A 15,013-nucleotide genomic window follows, 5' to 3' on the forward strand; every position below is an offset into this window, starting at 1 on the left:
GTTCCCTCCTCCTGTTATTCGGCCATTGCACCCTCATTCGATGCCGCGAGATTTCGTCGCAGCAATTCGATCGAATAGACATTTCCCGACTTGAAGAACTCGAGCATCCGGGAAGAAGCATCGTCCGGGCCGTAGCCATATCCGGAAATCCGCAGGCGAGTTCGCTTCTCATCGAGTGCTGAAAGCTCGTAAACGCCCCAGGTCGGTTCAAACACGGCCAGGTCGACCGGGCCTCCTTCTGGCACCTGCTCGACCTTGAGCGCGATCAGCTGCTCGGGCACGATGGCGAGGATCCGGTGCCGGATATTCTGCGCATCGCCCGGCTTGGCGCCGTCGTGATAGCCGGTCTCTATCGAGCCGCCGGTCCGGAAATCGAACCTGGCAAATTTCGGCCCCCAGTTTTTCCAGCCTTCCTCGGTCGAAAGCGTTGACCACACCGCGCCGAGCGGTGCGTCGATCACCGCTTCGTGAACCAGTGTCCGGGTGCCGTCGCTTTCCTCGACGATTTGCGCCGAAATGTTGCTGCCATCGGCAGCGAGCGGCTGGCTGAGGGCGAGGGCCAGTCCGGCGAGCGCGGCGGAAAAGGCTCTTGTCATGACAATTCCTTTGCCCTTGCGACGAGGAGATCGAAATGGCTGCGCAGCACAGCGATATTGCGGTCGAACACGCCGATGTCTCGCGCAGTTCGGGCCTGCATGATCGCACCTTCCATCGTGGTCAGGATGAACTCGGCCAGCGCGGCGCGATCGGTATCGGGCGGCAGCCGGTCGCCGGCATCCTCGAGGCAATTCTCGACCGCTCCAATCCAGTTGCGGAAGTTGATGTCGAGCAATTCGCGTATGCGCGGATCAGGTTCGGACAGTTCGAGCGCGAGATTGCCGATAGGGCAGCCATGCGCGAAATCGCTCATCAGAAGTCCGGTGCGGTAACCGTTGAGCAGCGCGAATATCTTCTCGATTGGATCGTCGACATCCGCCCACGCCGGCGCGAGCAGCATGTCACCGATCCCGTCGCGGTAGAACTCGAGCACCGCGACCAGCAGGTCCTGCTTGCCGGGGAAGAAGTGATAGAGACTGCCCGAATGCACCTGGCTGCGACTGAGAATGTCGCTGATTGAGGTGGAATTGTAACCCTTCACATAGAACTGCTCGAGCGCTGTCATCACGATGCGTTGCCTGGTGGCGGTATTCATCCGACTCGCTCCTTGGTTGAATGATCAATCAAGCAGCAGTTGATCGTTCGATCAAGTGCTATCTTGAATGATCGATCAACTGCTGAGCCGATTGCGGTGATCGGGATTCATGGAAAGACGGAAGGCGCGCATTATCTTGCCATTCACCCTGCCGTGCCTACATTGAGGCCTCACGAAAGGATTACGCGCACAATGAGCGACGAAAACGATCCGCGCGAGCCGGGGCCCGAAGGTCCCAGCCCCTGGATGAAAAGCCTGATGATCTGGGGCGGGGTATTCCTTGCCCTGCTGCTGGCGGTTTCCATGTTCGGCAATGCGGGCGAACAGCCCGGCACGCAGATCGGCTATTCCGATTTCCGCGACAAGGTGGCCGAAGGCTCGGTCAAGGAAGTCGAGATCGCTCCCGACAAGATCACCGGCGTCATGAAGAATGACGAACGGTTCACGACCGTGCCCGTTGCCAATGATACCGAACTGACCAAACTGCTCGACGAAAACGAAGTGCAGTATTCGGGCGTGCAGGCGGAAGAGGGCAACATCCTGCTCTACATCCTCATCCAGACCCTGCCGTTCCTGCTTATCCTTGGCCTTGCGTTCTTTGCGCTGCGCCAGGTGCAGAAGGGCGGGGGCGGCGGCGCCATGGGCTTCGGCAAGTCCAAGGCCAAGCTGCTGACCGAACGTCAGGGCAAGGTGACCTTCGATGATGTCGCCGGTATCGACGAAGCGCGCGAAGAGCTTGAGGAAATCGTCGAGTTCCTGAAGGATCCGCAGCGTTTCTCCAAACTCGGCGGCCAGATCCCCAAGGGCGCACTGCTGGTCGGTTCGCCCGGGACCGGTAAGACGCTGCTTGCCCGCGCTATCGCAGGCGAAGCAGGCGTTCCGTTCTTCACCATCTCCGGCTCGGACTTCGTCGAAATGTTCGTCGGTGTTGGTGCATCGCGCGTCCGCGACATGTTCGAACAGGCCAAGAAGAATGCGCCCTGCATCGTCTTCATCGACGAAATCGACGCCGTTGGCCGCCATCGTGGCCATGGCCTTGGCAACTCGAACGATGAACGCGAGCAGACACTGAACCAGCTGCTGGTCGAAATGGACGGCTTCGAGGCCAACGAAGGCATCATCATCATCGCCGCGACCAACCGTCCCGACGTGCTCGACCCCGCGCTGCTGCGTCCGGGCCGTTTCGACCGTCAGGTCGTGGTGCCGGTTCCCGATATCGACGGGCGCGAGAAGATTCTCGGCGTGCACATGAAGAAGGTGCCCCTGGCGCCCGATGTGAACCCGCGCACGATTGCGCGCGGCACTCCCGGCTTCTCGGGTGCGGACCTCGCCAACCTCGTCAATGAGGCGGCGCTGCTTGCAGCACGGCGCAACAAGCGTCTCGTCGCCATGCAGGAGTTCGAGGACGCCAAGGATAAGGTCATGATGGGCAGCGAACGCCGCTCCATGGTCATGACCGAGGACGAGAAGAAGATGACCGCCTATCACGAGGCCGGCCACGCGCTGGTGTCGCTGAACGAGCCGGCATCCGATCCGATCCACAAGGCGACGATCATCCCGCGCGGCCGCGCGCTGGGCATGGTGATGCGCCTGCCGGAACGCGACAACTACTCCTACCATCGTGACAAGATGCACGCGAACCTTGCGGTTGCGATGGGCGGCCGTGTCGCCGAGGAAATCATCTTCGGCCATGACAAGGTCTCGTCGGGAGCCTCGGGCGATATCCAGTATGCGACCGATCTCGCCCGCAACATGGTCACCAAGTGGGGCATGTCCGACAAGCTCGGCCCGCTCCAGTACGAGCAGAGCCAGGAAGGCTATCTCGGCATGGGTCAGACCGCGCGCACGATGTCTGGCGAGGAGACCAACAAGCTCATCGACGCCGAAATCAAGCGGTTGGTTGAGGAAGGCCTCAAGCGGGCGACCGATATCCTGACCGAACAGGAGGATAAGCTCCACCTGCTCGCCCAGGCAATGCTCGAGTTCGAAACGCTGACCGGCGAGGAAATCGACCAGCTGATGAAGAACGGCAAGATCGATCGTCCCGACCAGCCTTCGGGCCCTGCAGCGGTGCAGCCGGTTGCCGGTTCGACTGTTCCCAAGGCGGGCAAGAAATTCGGCGGAGAAGGCGGTCCGGCACCACAAGGCGCCTAGCGCGTTATTCTCCTCGATAGGTTTATCAGGAGATCGCACCATGCGTTTGGTTATCAGTCTGCTCACTGGCGCGATGGCGCTGTCCCTCGCGGCGTGCTCGCAGGAAACCCAGGACAATGCCGAGGTTGCGGCGGAACGCGCCGCGGCCGATGCCGAGGCCAATGCCGAAGTCGTCGGCAATGAACTGCGCGAAGGGGCAATCGTCGCGGCGGACGAGATCAGCGAAGGCGCCGCCAATCTGAAAGACAACCTCGAAGAGGCGGATGCCGCAGACGCCGATCCGGGTGACGGCGATCTCGACGGGACCGACTGAGCAGTTTGCTAGCCGAGGCGCCCCTCAGAACGCGCCGAGTAGAAGCAGCGCCTGAAGAAACAGCACGATCACGATGATGATGAAGAAGAGCAGCGCGCTTAGCCGCCAGAAGGCGGAGAAGCGCCCGAGGCCATAGGCGTGCCGCAAGTGCTTGTAGATATGGATGGGCGGGATGATCGCCAGACCCAGGAACACCCAGCCGCCGCCGATGCCTGCTGCGGACAGCACCGATAGCAGGATGAAAAGCAGCGACATGAAAGCCAGCGAATAGGTCACGAAGATCGCGTGGTCATAAGCCTTGAAGCGGCGCTTCCAGGCGAAGATCAACCACACGAAGGGGATCGAAAGCGGGATCAGCAGCCAGCTGAACTTATATCCGTTCGCCTGCATCTTGTAGAGCATCAGGCCGGGGTTCTCTTTCCATTTCTTGACGATGCCCTCGTCGATCGTCTTGATCCCGGTGCCGGTGAAACTCATCGTCGTGGACCCCGACTTCGCCAGGGCGCTCCCCACGCTCTCGAATGCGTCCAGGGCTTCCTGCGCTTCCATCACCCTCGCTTCGAGCCTTTCGCGCTCGGGTGAACCCTCTTCGGCTGCGGCTAGCCTCTCCTCAGCCGCCTTCAGTTCGGCTTCGGCACCTTTCTTCGCGGTCTGAACTCCGCTTTCGATTTGCGCCGACCCGTTGATCGTCGTCGGCGCAGTCAGCCCGACAGCCTGGAAGACCGCGAACATCAGGAATACGGAAAAGAGGAACATTGCCATGGGCGACACGAAGCGCATTCGTTCGCCCTCGATGTATCGGCGGGACAGTTCGCCCGGCTTGGCGATCAGCATCGGCAGCGTGCGCCAGACCTTGCCATCGAGGTGCAGCGCGCCGTGGAGCAGATCGTGCAGGAAACCGCCGACCGTGCGGTGGAGATGTGCCTTCTGCCCGCACTCATGGCAGTGCGCGCCGAGCAGCTGGGTCCCGCAATTGAGACATGCCCCCTCGGCGAAATGACCTTTCTTGAGCGGGTTGCCTTCCTTGTCGGTCAGACCGCCACCCTTGCCGCCAATGACGCGCGCGAACAATCCGCCCTCGGTTGCCGTTCCGATCGCTTCACCAAAGTCGCTCATAAAACCCCCATCCAGCGCGCAGTATAACCGTGGGACGGATGAGGGGAAGGCGGTCTTGAAAGAACGCCCTCAGCGACGCGCAAGCTTGCGGTCGATTGCCTGCCAGAGCTTGGAGAATTGCTGCGCCGGAACCGAACTCTTGGCAAAGGCACCGACCGGCTGACGCCGCACGGCGCATTGTTCGACCAGGCTGGAATAGGGCAGCACCGGCCACTTGGGCTGACCCTCGGTCGCCTCGCGATGCAGCTTGCGCCGCATGTCCACCATGGAGAAAACCGGGAGAAGCGAGGGGCCCTTCGCCCCGATACGCCTGATCTCGTCCGCGACGAAATCGAACGCGCGGTGGGACAGCGGCGAAGGCGGTAGCGGCACGATCACGATCTCGGCAGCCCGCAGGACCTGCGCGCTCACCTCATTGATACCGGGCGGGCAGTCGAGCACGATGCGATCATACTGCTTGCCGAGCTTGGTGGCGAGTTTGCCCAATCTGCGGCGGCGGCCCATCTGCGTGAGTTGCACGTCCAATTGGCGCAGGCTCTTGTCGGCGGGAAGCAGGTCGAGCCCGGGATAGCCGGTCTCCCACAATTGCTCCTCCGGGTCGTCGCCGCGCGCGAAAATTCCTTCGGCCCGCTTCGACTTGGGTTCGATATCGAAGAGAAAGCCTGCGCCGCCTGCCGCGTCGAGATCCCACAGCAGCGTATCGTGTCCGGCATCTGTCGCCGAACACCAGGCGAGGTTGGCTGCGATGGTGGTTTTGCCGACGCCGCCCTTGGCGCTGTACACTGCGATGACGGACATTTCGCGGTCTATGCCTTTCGCTTGAGCAGACACAAAAAAGGCCGCCCGGTGACAGGCGGCCTTTCGAAACTAGCTATCCGTTGCCATCAGCCCGGATCGTAATCTGCACCGATCGAAGTCGAGCGGGTCGGGGCCGAAGCCGTGATCCGCAGCGCTTCTGCCGACTGGCTGAGCGAACCGATATCATCGGCGTCTTCCTCGTCGTCGGGCAGGATCTTCTGAAGGTTGGTAACCACCGCTTCGTGCAGCTCCTTCGGCTTGATCGTCTGTTCGGCGATCTCGCGCAGGGCGACGACGGGGTTCTTGTCACGATCGCGATCGATGGTGAGTTCGGCACCGCCGGAAATCTCGCGCGCACGCTGTGCAGCAAGCAGGACGAGATCGAAACGGTTAGGAACCTTGTCGACGCAATCTTCGACGGTAACGCGCGCCATGGGCACTCCAATTAAAGCAATAAATCCGGGATTTCGGAGAGGGCCTGCACCTAGGGATTGTGGCAGGACGAGTCAAGAAATTGCTTGTCTTGGCCGCTTGCGGCAAGGAGGCTGGCGATGGACGGTCAAACTTCTGCCAATCCCGTAACCGAGCCGCGCCCGTTCCGCGATCCTGCGCCAATCGAGCTCGAGGCGGCCGGGCATCGTCTCACAGTGCTCGCTGCCGGGCGCGACCGGCTCGACGCACTGCTCGACATGATCGCTTCGGCGTCGCGCAGCATCGACATGGCGTTCTACATATTCGACCGCGATGCGTCGGGCCGCAAGGTGCGCGATGCCCTGATCGAAGCGGTCGGGCGCGGGGTGACAGTGCGGCTGATCGTCGACGGCTTCGGCGCGAATGACGACCCGAGCTTCTTCCGCAAGCTGCGCGATGCCGGGGCCCGCGTCTGGCTGTTCAGCCCCAAATGGTCGCGCCGCTATCTCATCCGCAACCACCAGAAGATCGTCATAATCGATGCGGCACGGGCTATCGTGGGCGGCTTCAACGTCGCCGATGATTACTTCGCGCCGCCCGAGGAGAACGGGTGGAACGACCTCGGCCTCGTCATCGAAGGAGAGGCGGTCGGCCGGCTATGCGAATGGTACGAAAGGCTCGAGAGCTGGACCGCCAATCCCAAGGCTCAGTGGCTCGCGATCCGCAGAGCGGTGAGGGAGTGGACGCCGCTGGAGCGCCCGGTCCAGGTCCTGATCGGCGGGCCGACCGCTCGGCTATCGAGCTGGGCATTGGCGGTGCGGCGCGATCTCGACAAGGCGCGCGAGCTCGACATGGTTATGGCCTATTTCTCGCCCTCCAATGGCCTGCTTCGCAAGATTACAGGCGTCGCGAAACGCGGGCGGGCGCGGCTCGTCATGGCGGGCAAGTCGGACAATGGGGCGACGATCGGGGCAACCCGCTCGCTCTATTCCTATCTCCTGCGGGGCGGCGTGGAGATTGCCGAGTTCAACGCGTGCAAACTGCACATGAAGCTGATCGTGATCGACGACGTGACCTATATCGGCAGCGCCAATTTCGACATGCGCAGCCTTTATCTCAATCTCGAGATCATGTTGCGGATCGAGGACAAGGCGCTCGCCGACAAAATGCGCGAGCATGTCGCGCTTCACGCCGCTTCGGGTGAAGCGATTACGCCCGAAGGTCACAAGCGCAAGGCGGGCCTGCTCAACCGCATTCGCTGGAATCTCGCATGGTTTCTCGTCGCGGTGGTCGATTACACCGTATCGCGCAGGCTCAACCTCGGCCTTTAAGGCCTCGCGCCTATTCGTAGCCCCAGTCCGAATAATCCTTGGTGTTGGGACTGGTGAACTTGGTGATTTCGCTCTGGAAGTGGAGCGGGACATTGCCGGTCGAGCCGTGACGCTGCTTGGCCACGATCAGTGTTGCCCTGCCGACAAGCTCCTCGTGCTTCTCTTCCCACTGGCGATATTTTTCCTTTGCATCTTCGGACGAAGACGCATCGGGGAAATCCGGTTTGATCGCGAGATGATAATAGTCGCCGCGATAGATGAACCAGACCATGTCGGCGTCCTGCTCGATCGAGCCCGATTCGCGCAGGTCGGACAGCATCGGGCGCTTGTCGTCGCGCTGCTCGACCGCACGGCTGAGCTGTGACAGCGCGATCACGGGAACGGCAAGTTCCTTGGCGAGCGTCTTCAAACCACGGCTGATCTCCGAGATTTCGTTGACGCGGTTGTCGTTGGCGCGGCCCGAACCCTGCAGCAGCTGGAGATAGTCGACCACGATCAGCCCGATATCGTGGCGGCGCTTCAATCGCCGGGCGCGGGTGCGAAGGCCAGCGATGGTGAGTGCTGGCGTGTCGTCGATATAGAGCGGCAGTTCGGCCAGGCGCTGCGAGGCGAAGGACAGCTGCTGGAATTCGTCTCGCGAGAGCTTACCCGAACGCAGGCTTTCCGAGCTGATCTCGGCCTGTTCGGCAAGGATACGCGTTGCCAGCTGGTCGGCGCTCATTTCGAGGCTGAAGAAGGCGACCGGCGCGCCGTAATTGAACTCGCCGCCATCGGCCTGCCATTTCAAATGCTCTTCCGCGCAATTGAACGCGATGTTGGTCGCGAGCGAGGTCTTGCCCATGCCGGGGCGTCCGGCAAGGATGATGAGGTCGGAATTGTGCAGGCCGGATGTTTTCTGGTCGATCGAGGAAAGTCCGGTGGTCTTGCCCGACAGTCCGCCGCCCGAATTCATAGCGGCTTCGGCCATCTTGATCGCGGTCAGCGCTGCGTCCTTGAAGCTTGATGCCTCGCTGCCTGTCGTCGCACCTTCCGCGACCTTGAACAGGTCAGCCTCGGCCTGCGCGATCTTGTCCATCGGCGCGACCTCTTCGGACGTGTCGAGCGCGCCTTCGACGAGGCCGCGGCCCACGCTCACCAGTTCGCGCAGCAGCGCGAGATCGTATATCTGCGCGGCCAGCTCTCCGGCTGCGAGGAGGCCGGCGCCATCCGAAGTAAGTTGCGCGAGATAGCTCGTCCCGCCCAGCGACTTTAGCGCTTCGTCACCCTCGAAATAGGGCTTCAATGTCACCGGGCTGGCGGTCGCGTTGCGATCGACCAGCTTGATGATGCGTTCGAAAATGCGTTGGTGCAGCGGTTCGAAGAAATGGTCGGGCCGGATCGGCGTGCGCAATTCTTCGAGCACGCGATTGTCGATCAGGGCCGCACCGAGAAAAGCGGCTTCCGCCTCGATATTGGAAGGCAGTGTACGAGTCGGAGATTCGCTCGCAGGCGCGTCGCCCCCGACGGAGCGCATGAGGAGATCGGTTTCGGCCATGCGGGTCTTATTCGCTGCCCACCCGATGGTGCGCAAGGGCTAATGCTGACATTATCGCCGCACCGGCTTGTGGATAGCGGGGATGGTGTGCGGAAACGCTTGAAAACTGCTGGGTGCATCTGCGAAGGGCGGTAAATCATGGCCGCCGATTATCGCATTGCACATATCTCTCTCGACGAGGAGACGATCATCTGGCGCAATGCCGATGTCGAGCAGGAAAGGCGCGTCGCCATCTTCGACCTGATCGAGGAAAATTTCTTCAAGCCGGTTCGCAGTGCGGAGCGCGGGGCGGACGGACCCTACAAGCTGCAACTCTCTGTCCGCGACGGCAGGCTGCACATGGCGATTTCGAACGAGCAGGACGAACTGCTCGAGGAATTGCTGATCGGGCTGGCGCGTTTTCGCCGCCCAATCCGCGAATACTTCGCGATCTGCGACAGCTATTATCAGGCGATCCGCAAGGCGACCCCGGCGGAGATCGAGACGATCGACATGGCCCGGCGCGGGATTCACGACAATGCGGCGGAACTGCTGGTCGAACGGCTCGAAGGCAAGGTCGAAACCGATTTCGCCACAGCGCGCCGACTGTTCACGCTGATCTGCGTCCTCCACATCAAGGGCTGAGGGAAACACCGTGGCGCGACGCAGGAAGCAGGGCCGCAAGCCTTGGTGGCTTTATCTCGTAGCGAGCGTGGTGCTCGCAGCGGTCGCGGCGACCATCTGGCACTGGTGGGACATGCAGAGCTGGCGTCCGAACGAATCGGTCTATCCCGACCAGGGCGTGGAGGTGGGTGAGGCCAATGGCCGGGTCGCGTTCGAAACCGTGCGGGCCCTGGGCGGGAAATTTGTTTATCTGGAAGCGAGCAACGGCGCTGAAGCCAAGGATTCGCAATTCGCCCGCAATCTCGCAGCCGCCCGCCGTACTGGGCTGCAGGCCGGTGCTGTCCACCACTTCGATCCCTGCGTGTCCGCTGACCGCCAATCGGCCAATTTCGTCACCGTGGTCCCGCGCGAGGGAGACCTCTTGCCGCCGGCCATCGCGCTCGTAAGGACCGCCGATGATTGTAATCCGAAAGTCAGCGATGCTTCGGTCGAGAGCGAGCTGATGACTTTCATCAATCAGGTCGAGATGCATGCGGGCAAGCGGGCGATCCTGAAACTGTCCGAAGGCTTCGAAGCGCGCTATGGCATTGCCGGGACGATCGAGCGCGACCTATGGCTGGTGCGCGATCGCTTCAGTCCGGACTATGCCGGTCGGCCCTGGCTCTTGTGGAGCGCCAATCGCGCGCTGCGGAGCGATATCTCGGCAGAGCCGGTCGAATGGATCGTGGTGCAACCCTGAGCGGGAGCGAACAATGAGCGAAGACAACAACCGCGACAGCCTGATTGCAGCGGCCAAGGATGCGCTGGAAGATTCCTATTCGCCCTATTCGAAGTTCCGCGTGGGTGCAGCGCTGCGCTTCGCTGACGGGACGGTGGTCACCGGCACCAATATCGAGAACGCGAGCTACGGCCTGACACTTTGTGCCGAAACGGTAGCGGTGGCCAAGGCAATGGACGACGGGCATCGCGGTGGCCTGGAAGAGGTCGCGGTGATCGGTGATACGGCGGGTGCGATCAGCCCCTGCGGAAGATGCCGCCAGGTGCTGAACGAACTGGCCGAACTTGGCGGCACGGACCCGGTCGTCTGGTGCGCGGGCGAGGAAGAGGTGGTGAAGACCGTGCTTTCCGACCTGCTTCCCCGTGCCTTTGGCCCCGCGAGCCTGGACTAGGCGTCCTGCGCCTCCAGCCATTCCAGCAAGGCCGCAAGGCAATCGCGCGCCAGCATCTTGCAGCGTTCGGGTGACCAGCCCTGCTCGGGCTCGGGCGCATCCGCCAGATCCTTGTAAGGCATCTCCAGCGTCATCGCCGTGCAACCGAAGCGCTGGGCGATCTGCGTCGTTGCCATGGTGAGATTGGCCTTGCCCGGTGCAGATTTGGGATATCCGAGCTTGGTCTGGAAATCGGGCGTGCGCCGGTCGAGAATGCTCTGGTAGCGATTGTAGCCTGCGAGATGCTCTTCGGTGAGGCCCGGAAGACCTTCATAGCCTGCGAGGAAGACCGCGGGGATGGCTTCGTCGCCATGCACGTCCATCGCGAAATCGACGCCGGTTTCATCCATCCGGTTGCGGATCGCGAGCACTTCGGGCGATTTCTCGGCGGTCGGGCTTTCCCATTCGCGGTTGAGGTTCGAACCGACCGCATTGGTGCGCAGGTGGCCGCGGCGCGAGCCGTCGGGATTGCAGTTCGGTACGAAGTAGAGGCGGCACCGGCGGCGCAGCGCGCGTCCGACCGGATCGGCAGGATCGGTCAAGCATTCGAGCGCCCCCTCCATCCACCATTCGGCCTGTGTTTCGCCTGGGTGCTGACGCGCGGTGAACCAGATCTGCTTGTCGCCTTCGCCCATTTCGAGGCAGTCGAGCGACTGCCCGTCGAGCGTTTCGCCCAGGCGGCGATAGGTCACGCCTTCGCTGGCTGCGGCTTCCGAGATCAAATCGTGATGGCGCTCCATCGAATAGGGCGCGAAATAGGCGAACCAGGCGATGTTGCTGGCGGGAGTGTACCGAATTGTCAGCGTGCCGTTTTCTTCGTCCTTGTCGAACGTGCTGGCAGCGCGGGTCCAGTATTCGCGATCTTCCGAAACGCACGCGTCATAGCCCGGCCAGCCGCCCGGATAGGCCGACTGGTTGAGGCCGGTGATCTTGAGCTCCAGTTCTTCGCCTTGCTCGCAAGCGACGCGGAAATGAAACCACTGTGCGAACTCGCTATTGTGATCCTTGCGGATCGCGAGTTTGGCGTTCGACCCGGTGCAGGACAAAACTTCGATGTTGCCGCTGTCGAATGCGGCATCGATCACGATATCACTCACTTAAGGAACCTCGACTTCGATTGTCTCGCCATTGCCGCCCGGGAACTCCCGGAACAGGGCATCGGCGATGATGGATGCATTGGTTGAAACTTGTGCCTCTTCGCTTCCGCGCGCAGGCTCGAAACGGGCGCGGCCTTCCCAGACCGCCTGATTGGTCTGCACGTCGCGAATCATCACCGAGAGTTCGGTGCCGACGCGCTCGCGGTTCTGATTGCCGCCGAGGTTGATGCCGATCCCGATACCGACGCCCGAACCATAGGAGCCGGTCGAACCGCCGACGCCCACGCTCACGGGACCACGCCGGTCGCCATCGATCCCGATGGCATAGCGCTCGACATCGACCTGCGCGATCGAGCGGGCATTGCTGCGCGTGCTTTCGGTATAGCCGAGGCGCGTCAGCTCTGCCGCAATGGCAGCCTTGTAGGGCGCGAGTTCGAGCCCGGCTTCCTCGCTGCCGGGCGCTTCCTGGACGAAGATCGTGCCGCGGCCGAGCGTGTCGAGAGCGCTTGCGTCGTGGAAGCGCGTTACCTCGACAGGGCCGGGCGCGGGTGTGGAGACACACCCGGCGAGCGCAACAGCAATGCTTGCGCTGAAAATGAAATTGCGACCTTGCGACATATTATTCTTCCTTCACTAGAGCCCCTTTAGTTACCAATGCATCAACCGACAATCGGTCCCGCCAAAGAGAGGTATAGCCATTGCAGATTGTGCCAGATTTTTCACACAATCCTAAATCGCTTTTGCTAGGGGGCGCAGCATGACGGACACAAAATCTACTCCGGTGCTCGTGACAGGCGGCGCGGGCTATATCGGAAGCCATGCGGTTCTGGCTCTCAAGGATGCCGGATGGCAGCCGATAGTGATCGACAATCTGGTCACTGGCTTTCGCTTCGCCGTGCCCGAAGGCGTGCCCTTCTACGAAGGCGATATTGCCGATGGCGAGCTGCTGGCCCGCATCTTCGCTGAGCAGGGGATGGGCGATGGGCGCGGGGCGATCATGCACTTTGCCGGTTCGGTCGTCGTGCCCGAGAGTGTCGAGAACCCGCTCAAATATTATCACAACAACACGGCCAAGAGCCGCGCCCTGATCGACAGTGCGGTGAAGGCGGGCGTGCCGCATTTCATCTTCTCCTCGACCGCGGCGACCTATGGCATTCCTGAAAGCTCGCCCGTCACAGAGGATACGCCGCGCAGCCCGATAAATCCCTATGGCTGGTCGAAATTGATGACCGAGCAGATGCTGGGCGACGTGTCGGCGGCGCACGACATGAACTTCTGCGCGCTGCGCTATTTCAACGTCGCCGGCGCAGACCCGCAGGGCCGGACCGGCCAATCGACCGCCGGCGCGACGCATCTCATCAAGGTTGCGGTCGAGGCTGCACTTGGCAAACGCAGCCATGTCAGCGTGTTCGGCACCGATTACGAAACGCCCGACGGCACCGGCGTACGCGACTATATTCACGTCAGCGATCTTGCCGCTGCCCATGTGCTGGCGCTCGAAGCGCTGATCGACCAGCCGGAGCGCTCTCTGACGATGAATTGCGGCTATGGACGCGGCTTCTCGGTACTCGAAGTGCTCGATGCGGTCGACCGCGTGACCAATCAGGCGATCGAGCGCCGGATGGAGCCGCGCCGCGCAGGCGATCCCGATGCGCTGGTTTCCGACCCGTCGCGCATCAGGGCGACCCTGCCGTGGGAGCCTCAGCATGACGATCTCGACACGATCGTGGCCCACGCCTTGCAGTGGGAGCGCAAACTGTCCGAAATGCGCGGGGAGAGTTGACCTTCGCCGATTCGGCAACTATGCGCGCTGCTTGAAATCGGGGCACCGGGACCTACATCCGGTGCCTGTTTTATTTCGGGAAAGATAAATGAAAGTCCGCAACAGCCTCAAGTCGCTGAAGAACCGCCATCGCGATTGCCGCGTCATTCGCCGCCGCGGTCGCACCTATGTCATCAACAAGACCAACCGTCGCTTCAAGGCTCGCCAGGGCTGATTTAGCAGAACGGGTGGCGGCCAAGTCGGTCGCCGCGCAGTCGAACCGGCCCGCCTCCCCCGGAGTGCGGGCCGTTGCTGTATGAGGAGCGGCGTTTTGAGCGCATTCAACAAGGTTGAGGCGGTGGTCTTCGATGTCGGCCGTGTGATCGTGCAGTGGGATCTGCGCAATCTTTTCGCCAAGCTTATCGACGACAATGCCGAACTCGACTGGTTTCTCGCCAATGTCGTCACCGAAGAATGGCATTTCGAACATGACGCGGGCCGCCCGCTTTCCGAAATGGTGCCCGAGCGCAAAGCGCTGTTCCCCGATCACGCCGATCTGATCGAGGCCTATGCCACGCGCTTCCTGGAGACGATACCCGGGCGGGTCCCCGGTACGGTGGAACTCATCGAGAGCCTTGCAGTCCGCGAGGTGCCGCTATTCGCGATTACCAATTTCGGAGCCGAGTTCTGGGACATGTTCCGCCCGACCGAGCCTGTGCTCGATCACTTTGTCGATATCGTCGTCTCCGGTCGCGAATGCCTGGCGAAGCCGAGATCGGCGATTTTTCAGCTCGCGGCGCGGCGCTTCGGCCATGCTCCGGAAGCTATGCTATTCATCGACGATAATGCGGCCAATATCGAGGCTGCCCGCAAGGAGGGCTGGCAAGTCCATCACTTCGCCAACGCGCCTGACCTGAGACGCGATCTCGAAGCGCGGGGCCTGCTCGACTGAAGGCCCAATAAAAGGAAGGCCTCCGGCTCCGCGAGTGGGGAAGGGAGCCGGAGGCCTTGTCCCACCCGCCGATGGAGAGGTGAGCGGGCGAGGGGCGGGTTACGGTTCGATGATTAGGCGTTGCAGGATGCCAGCTTGTCTTCCGCGAGCGCTTCACCCTTGGCGGTGAAGCTCACGACTTCGCCGAACTCGCGCTGGATGCCGCGGCACATGCGCAGCGGGCGCGAATTGCCTTTGGCAGCAACGCAGGTCGTGCCTTCGCAGCTCCATGCGACGCCACCGGCGACAGTGCGGCTTTCCTCGGCAGGGGTGGCGAGTTCGGCCACGTAGTAGGGGCCGGACGTTGCCGCCACCGCGGGCGTTGGGGAAACGGCTGCGCCGAATGTGAGGCCGGTATAGACGAGTGCTAGGGCGAACACGCTCAGGCGGCCGGTGCGGGGGGTAGAGAGGGTCATCATCAATTCCTTCTTCGCTCGATTTGCGTGCCAACTGGTTGCGATTTAAAACCGGTTGCGAATCGCTACCTAAGTGATTAGGTTTCT

At 61.9% G+C, this 15,013-nt stretch carries 18 protein-coding genes; 9 read left to right on the top strand and 9 right to left on the bottom strand.

The window, feature by feature from the left end:
* Positions 1–14: 14 nt before the first annotated feature.
* Complete coding sequence (locus tag CCE89_RS08180) at positions 15–596, bottom strand: SRPBCC family protein (protein ID WP_086437541.1); 582 nt, start codon at positions 594–596, stop codon at positions 15–17.
* Positions 593–1,192 (bottom strand): TetR/AcrR family transcriptional regulator, encoded by a 600-nt coding sequence (locus tag CCE89_RS08185; protein WP_086437542.1) that lies wholly within the window; start codon positions 1,190–1,192, stop codon positions 593–595. Before CCE89_RS08185 ends, CCE89_RS08180 begins: the two co-directional genes overlap by 4 nt.
* 192 nt (positions 1,193–1,384) lie before the next feature.
* Between CCE89_RS08185 and ftsH the strand changes: the two genes are divergently transcribed.
* Both ftsH and CCE89_RS08195 read left to right on the top strand, forming a co-directional pair.
* Positions 1,385–3,346 carry an ATP-dependent zinc metalloprotease FtsH gene (gene ftsH, locus CCE89_RS08190; RefSeq protein WP_086437543.1) on the top strand — a complete coding sequence of 654 codons (1,962 nt, stop codon included), beginning with the start codon at positions 1,385–1,387 and terminating at the stop codon, positions 3,344–3,346.
* Between the two features lie 40 nt (positions 3,347–3,386).
* Positions 3,387–3,659: a hypothetical protein gene (locus tag CCE89_RS08195; protein ID WP_086437544.1), complete on the top strand. Its 273-nt coding sequence runs from the start codon at positions 3,387–3,389 to the stop codon at positions 3,657–3,659.
* Between the two features lie 24 nt (positions 3,660–3,683).
* Here the strand turns inward: CCE89_RS08195 and CCE89_RS08200 are convergent, their stop codons facing one another.
* The 3 genes from CCE89_RS08200 to rpoZ form a co-directional block, all read right to left on the bottom strand.
* Positions 3,684–4,775, bottom strand: coding sequence for a DUF3667 domain-containing protein (locus tag CCE89_RS08200; protein WP_086437545.1), 1,092 nt, complete (start codon positions 4,773–4,775; stop codon positions 3,684–3,686).
* 69 nt (positions 4,776–4,844) lie between these two features.
* Complete coding sequence (locus tag CCE89_RS08205) at positions 4,845–5,573, bottom strand: ParA family protein (RefSeq protein ID WP_086437546.1); 729 nt, start codon at positions 5,571–5,573, stop codon at positions 4,845–4,847.
* Between the two features lie 86 nt (positions 5,574–5,659).
* Positions 5,660–6,007: a DNA-directed RNA polymerase subunit omega gene (gene rpoZ, locus CCE89_RS08210; protein ID WP_086437547.1), complete on the bottom strand. Its 348-nt coding sequence runs from the start codon at positions 6,005–6,007 to the stop codon at positions 5,660–5,662.
* A gap of 117 nt (positions 6,008–6,124) precedes the next feature.
* On the opposite strand from rpoZ, the gene CCE89_RS08215 reads away from it, so the two are divergent.
* A complete protein-coding gene (locus CCE89_RS08215) occupies positions 6,125–7,315 on the top strand; it encodes a phospholipase D-like domain-containing protein (protein WP_086437548.1) in 1,191 nt (396 codons plus the stop codon).
* A 10-nt stretch (positions 7,316–7,325) separates the two neighbouring features.
* Here the strand turns inward: CCE89_RS08215 and CCE89_RS08220 are convergent, their stop codons facing one another.
* Positions 7,326–8,849: a replicative DNA helicase gene (locus CCE89_RS08220; protein ID WP_086437549.1), complete on the bottom strand. Its 1,524-nt coding sequence runs from the start codon at positions 8,847–8,849 to the stop codon at positions 7,326–7,328.
* 138 nt (positions 8,850–8,987) lie between these two features.
* On the opposite strand from CCE89_RS08220, the gene CCE89_RS08225 reads away from it, so the two are divergent.
* Genes CCE89_RS08225 through CCE89_RS08235 form a run of 3 tightly spaced genes read left to right on the top strand, consistent with a single transcriptional unit; the run spans position 8,988 to position 10,621 of the window.
* The gene (locus CCE89_RS08225; RefSeq protein ID WP_086437550.1) at positions 8,988–9,473 is read left to right on the top strand and encodes a UPF0262 family protein; all 486 of its coding nucleotides are present in this window, start codon (positions 8,988–8,990) and stop codon (positions 9,471–9,473) included.
* Positions 9,474–9,483: 10 nt separating this feature from the next.
* Positions 9,484–10,191 carry a glycoside hydrolase family 25 protein gene (locus CCE89_RS08230; protein WP_200810312.1) on the top strand — a complete coding sequence of 236 codons (708 nt, stop codon included), beginning with the start codon at positions 9,484–9,486 and terminating at the stop codon, positions 10,189–10,191.
* Between the two features lie 13 nt (positions 10,192–10,204).
* Entirely contained in the window at positions 10,205–10,621 is a 417-nt protein-coding gene (locus tag CCE89_RS08235) for a cytidine deaminase (RefSeq protein ID WP_086437551.1), read from the top strand.
* Here the strand turns inward: CCE89_RS08235 and CCE89_RS08240 are convergent.
* Positions 10,618–11,757 (bottom strand): M14 family metallopeptidase, encoded by a 1,140-nt coding sequence (locus CCE89_RS08240; protein ID WP_086437552.1) that lies wholly within the window; start codon positions 11,755–11,757, stop codon positions 10,618–10,620. The two genes, CCE89_RS08235 and CCE89_RS08240, sit on opposite strands and share 4 nt — an antisense overlap.
* Positions 11,758–12,375, bottom strand: a complete 618-nt coding sequence (locus CCE89_RS08245; RefSeq protein WP_086437553.1) for a DUF4136 domain-containing protein — start codon at positions 12,373–12,375, stop codon at positions 11,758–11,760.
* A 139-nt stretch (positions 12,376–12,514) separates the two neighbouring features.
* Between CCE89_RS08245 and galE the strand changes: the two genes are divergently transcribed.
* The 3 genes from galE (at position 12,515) to CCE89_RS08260 (ending at position 14,471) form a co-directional block, all read left to right on the top strand.
* Positions 12,515–13,540: a UDP-glucose 4-epimerase GalE gene (gene galE, locus CCE89_RS08250; RefSeq protein WP_086437554.1), complete on the top strand. Its 1,026-nt coding sequence runs from the start codon at positions 12,515–12,517 to the stop codon at positions 13,538–13,540.
* Between the two features lie 88 nt (positions 13,541–13,628).
* Entirely contained in the window at positions 13,629–13,754 is a 126-nt protein-coding gene (gene ykgO, locus CCE89_RS08255; RefSeq protein ID WP_011415100.1) for a type B 50S ribosomal protein L36, read from the top strand.
* A gap of 81 nt (positions 13,755–13,835) precedes the next feature.
* Positions 13,836–14,471 carry an HAD family hydrolase gene (locus CCE89_RS08260; protein WP_086437555.1) on the top strand — a complete coding sequence of 212 codons (636 nt, stop codon included), beginning with the start codon at positions 13,836–13,838 and terminating at the stop codon, positions 14,469–14,471.
* A 113-nt stretch (positions 14,472–14,584) separates the two neighbouring features.
* Here CCE89_RS08260 and CCE89_RS08265 read toward each other — a convergent pair whose 3' ends face one another.
* The gene (locus tag CCE89_RS08265; RefSeq protein ID WP_086438040.1) at positions 14,585–14,926 is read right to left on the bottom strand and encodes a CC_3452 family protein; all 342 of its coding nucleotides are present in this window, start codon (positions 14,924–14,926) and stop codon (positions 14,585–14,587) included.
* Positions 14,927–15,013 lie beyond the last annotated feature (87 nt).

The organism is Altererythrobacter xiamenensis, from assembly GCF_900177715.1.
GTDB classification, from domain to species: Bacteria; Pseudomonadota; Alphaproteobacteria; order Sphingomonadales; family Sphingomonadaceae; genus Erythrobacter; species Erythrobacter xiamenensis.